Below are 4,914 nucleotides of genomic sequence, written 5' to 3' on the forward strand. Positions count from 1 at the left end.
GTGCCTACGAGCCGCCCGAGGGCGAGATGGAAACTGCTCTCGCCGCCCTGTGGTGCGAGCTGCTGCAGCTGCCACGCGTCGGCCGCCATGACGATTTCTTCTCGCTCGGCGGACATTCGCTGCTGGCAGTCCGGCTGGTCTCGCGCCTGCGCCATGAACTCGGGATCGAGCTGCCGCTCGGCGCGCTGTTCGAGCATCCGCAGCTGCAGGCCCTGGCCTGCGCGGTGCCCGGCGCGGCGCGCAGCGTGCTGCCGCCCATCGAGCCTGCCGCACGCGGCGAGATGCTCCCCCTGTCATTCGCCCAGCAGCGCCTATGGTTCCTGACGCAGCTGGATGCCGACAGCCCGGCGTACCACATCCCCCTGGGGCTGCGCCTCACAGGCCGGCTGGACCGCGCGGCCTTGCGGCAAGCATTGGACCGCATCGTCGCGCGCCACGAAGCGCTGCGCACCAGCTTCGCGCTGGTCGATGGCTTGCCGGTCCAGCGCATCGCGCCGCCCGGCGCCGGCATTCATTTCGATGAACACGACCTGCGCGGCGCCGCCGATGCCGCCGCGCGGATCGATGCCCTGGCGGCAGGCGAAGCCCGCGCGCCATTCGACCTGCAGCACGGCCCGCTGATCCGCTGCCGGCTGATCCTGCTGAGCGAGGACGAACACCTGTTGCTCGTCACGATGCACCACATCGTGTCCGACGGCTGGTCGCTGGACGTGCTGATGCGGGAAGTGGCCGCGCTGTACGGTGCCTTCACCGAAGGCCGCGGCGACCCTCTGCCGGCGCTCGCGATCCAGTACGCCGACTACGCCATCTGGCAGCGCCAATGGCTGGGCGGCGAGGTTCTGCAGCGCCAGGGCGACTACTGGAAGCAGCGCCTGGGCGACGCGCCGTCGCTGCTGGAGCTGCCCACCGACCGCCCCCGCCCGCCGCACCAGGACCACGCGGGAGCGCGGCTGGGTTTTGAGCTCGACCCCTCGCTCGCCACCGCCCTGAAGGCCCTGGGCCAGCGGCACGGCACCACGCTGTACACCACGCTTCTCACGGCCTGGGGCGCGCTGCTCGGGCGCCTGGCGGCGCAGGACGACGTGGTGATCGGCGCGCCGGTGGCCAACCGCACGCGGGTGGAGGTCGAAGGGCTGATCGGCTTCTTCGTGAACACGCTGGCGCTGCGGCTGGACCTCAGCGGGAAGCCCAGCACGGTGGACATGCTGCGGCGCGTGCGCGCCGAACTGCTCAACGCGCAGCAGCACCAGGACCTGCCGTTCGAGCAGGTGGTGGAGCTGGTCAAGCCCGCGCGCAGCCAGGCCCACACGCCCGTGTTCCAGGTGATGTTCTCGTGGCAGACCACCAGCCCGGACGAACTGGCGCTGCCGGGGCTGCAGCTGCAGCCGCTGGTCACCCCGAACACGGTGTCCAAATTCGACCTGCAGTTGGGCATGGGGGAAATGAACGGCCGCATCGGCGGCTCGCTGGAATACGCCACCGCGCTGTTCGACCGGGCCACCATCGAGCGCCATCTCGCGCGCTTTTGCCGCCTGCTCGAAGCGATGGTGGCGGATGAACACCGGCCACTGGCCCTGCTGGAAATCCTGGATTCCCACGAGCGCGACCAGCTGCTGGTGCAGTGGAACGCGACGCAGGTGGAATACCCGAGTGCGCTGTGCATGCACGAGCTGGTCGAGGCGCAGGCGCTGCGCACGCCCGACGCCATCGCGCTGGTGCACGGCGAACACCGTATGCGCTACGCCGAGCTCGACGCGCAGGCCAACCGCCTGGCGCACCACCTGCGCACGCTGGGCGTGGGCCCGGATGCGCACGTGGCCGTCTGCGTGCAGCGCTCCGAGCGGATGGTGGTGGCCGTGCTGGCCGTGCTGAAGGCAGGCGGCGCCTATGTGCCGCTGGACCCGGCCTATCCGGCGGAGCGCTTGGCGTACATGCTGCAAGACAGCGCGCCGCGCGTGCTGCTCACCGACGGGCCCGTTCCCGCCGGCCTGCGTGACTCCCTGGCCGGCTCCGTCGAATTTCCTGTGTTCGACCTCACGGCCGATGCCGCCTTGTGGGCCGGGCTGCCCGCCAGCCCCATCCCCGCCGCGTCCATCGGCCTGCGCCCCGACCACCTGGCCTACATCATCTACACCTCGGGTTCCACCGGGCGCCCCAAGGGCGTGATGCTCGAACACCGCAACGCGGTGAACTTCATCGCCTGGGCCTGCGCCAGCTACGCGCCGGACGAACTGCGCCACACGCCGCTGTCCACCTCGCTCAGCTTCGACCTGCACGTCTACGAATGCTGGGTGCCCCTGGCCAGCGGTGCCTGTGTGGAGATCGTGGCCGATGCCTTGGCGCTGGTGCACACGCCCGGCATCCCCGCCAGCCTGGTGAACACCGTCGCCTCCACCATGGCGGCGCTGCTGGACGAGGGCGGCGTGCCCGCGACCGTGCACACGGTCAACATGGCCGGCGAGCTGCTCAAGCGAACCGTGGTGGAGCAGCTCTTCGCCAAGACGCAGGTCCAACGCGTGTGCAACCTGTACGGGCCCACGGAGACCACCACCTACTCCACCGGCATGTCCATGTGGCGCGGCAGCGAATTCGTGCTGCACATCGGACGGCCGATCGCCAACACCCGCATCTACCTGCTGGACGCGCACGGCCAGCCGGTGCCCATCGGCGTGACGGGCGAGGTGTACATCGGCGGCGACGGCGTGGCGCGCGGCTACCTCAACCGGCCGGAGTTGACCGCCGAGCGCTTCCTGCAGGACCCCTTCGCCGGCGGCCGCATGTACAAGACGGGCGACCTGGCGCGCTACCTGCCCGACGGCAACCTCGACTTCGTGGCGCGCAACGACTTCCAGGTGAAGATCCGCGGCTTTCGCGTCGAGCTCGGGGAGATCGAGGCGCGCCTCGCGCAGATCCCCGGCGTGCACCAGGCCACCGTGCTGGCGCGGGAGGATTCTCCCGGCGACAAGCGCCTGGTGGCCTACGTGATCGCCGACACGGATGCGAACGTGGGCGCGCAGATGGACCTGGATGCGGGCGACCTGCGCGCGCAGCTCTCCGCCGTGCTGCCAGAGTACATGGTGCCGGCCGCCTTCGTGCAGCTGGATGCGATGCCGCTCACGCCCAACGGCAAGCTGGACCGCCGCGCCTTGCCGGCGCCGGATGCGCTCTCTTACGCGCAACGCGCCTACGAGCCGCCCGAAGGCGAAATGGAAACCGCGCTGGCGGCGCTGTGGTGCGACTTGCTGCAGTTGCCCCGCGTGGGCCGCCACGACGACTTCTTCGCCCTCGGCGGCCATTCGCTGCTGGCGATGCGGCTGCTGTCGCGCCTGCGCTCCGACCTGGGCGTGGAGCTGCCGCTCGGCGAGCTGTTCGAGCATCCGCAGCTGGACGCGCAGGCTGCCGCGCTGGGGGCCGTGCAGCGCAGCGCATTGCCTGCGATCCAGCCCGCGCCGCGCGATCGATCCCTGGCGCTCTCATTCGCCCAGCAGCGCCTGTGGTTCCTGGCGCAGCTGGACGCCGACAGCCGCGCGTACCACATGCCCATCGGCCTGCAACTGTCGGGCCGCCTGGACCGCGCTGGCCTGCAGCGTGCGCTGGACCGCATCGTCGCGCGCCACGAATCGCTGCGCACGTCGTTTGCGCTGGAGAACGGCATGCCGGTCCAGCGCATCGCGCCGGCGGACGTCGGCTTCACGCTGCAGGTGCACGACCTGCGCGGTGCAGGCGATGCACAAGCCGACGTCCAGGCCTTTGCCGTGCGGGAAGCCGGCACCGCCTTCGATCTGTCCACCGGCCCGCTGATCCGCGGCTGCCTGCTGGTGCTGGGCGACGCCGAGCACGTCCTGCTCATCACCATGCACCACATCGTCTCGGACGGCTGGTCCCTGGGTGTGCTAACGCGTGAGCTGGGCGCGCTCTATGGTGCTTTCGCCGAAGGCCGGGACGACCCGCTGCCGCCCCTGCCGATCCAGTACGCCGACTACGCCACCTGGCAGCGCGAATGGCTCGAAGGCGAGGTGCTGCAGCGCCAGGGCGACTACTGGCGGGACCGCTTGGCCGGCGCGCCCGCCCTGCTGGAACTGCCGACCGACCATCCACGTCCCGCGCAGCAGGACCAGCGCGGGGCCGTGGTGGGCTTCACGCTGCAGGCGCCGCTGGTCGCAGCCCTGAAGGCGCTCGGCCAGCGCCAGGGAACCACGCTGTACATGACGCTGCTGGCCGCATGGGCGGCACTGCTCTCGCGCCTCTCGGGCCAGGACGACGTCGTCATCGGCACGCCGGTGGCCAACCGCACGCGTGCGGAGGTCGAAGGGCTGATCGGCTTCTTCGTAAACACGCTGGCGTTGCGTATCGACCTGGATGGCAGCCCCAGCACCGTGGAACTGCTGGCGCGCGTCAAGGCGGAATCGTTGAACGCGCAGCAGCACCAGGACCTGCCCTTCGAGCAGGTTGTGGAACTGCTCAAGCCCGAGCGCAGCATGGCCCACACGCCGCTGTTCCAGGCCATGTTCTCGTGGCAGGCCGACGCTCCAGGCGCGATCGAACTGCCCGGCCTGGCACTGCAGCCGCTGGCCGCACCGGTCACGCTGGCGAAGTTCGACATCACGCTGCACATGGGCGAGGCAGAGGGCCGCATTGCCGGCGGGTTCGAGTACGCGAGCGCGCTGTTCAAGCACGCCACCATCGAGCGCTACGCCGGATACCTGGTGAATCTGCTCGAAGCCATGGTGGCGGATGCCGAACGTCCGGTTGCGGAACTGCCGCTGCTGTCGGATGTGGAGCGGGATCAGCTGCTGGTGCAGTGGAACGCGACGCAGGCGACCTTCCCCGGCGAGTCGTGCATGCACGAGCTGTTCGAGGCACAGGCGCTTCGCACGCTCGGCGCCGTCGCGCTGGTGCATGGCGAACGGCGCC

General features: G+C 70.3%; 1 protein-coding gene. It reads left to right on the plus strand.

Features of this window, described 5'->3' with window-relative positions:
• The coding region (locus H0U68_RS03225; protein WP_296352725.1) for a non-ribosomal peptide synthetase at nucleotides 1-4,914 on the plus strand (4,914 nt) is incomplete at both ends.

This window comes from Ramlibacter sp., assembly GCF_013697775.1.
Taxonomy (GTDB): Bacteria; Pseudomonadota; Gammaproteobacteria; order Burkholderiales; family Burkholderiaceae_C; genus Ramlibacter.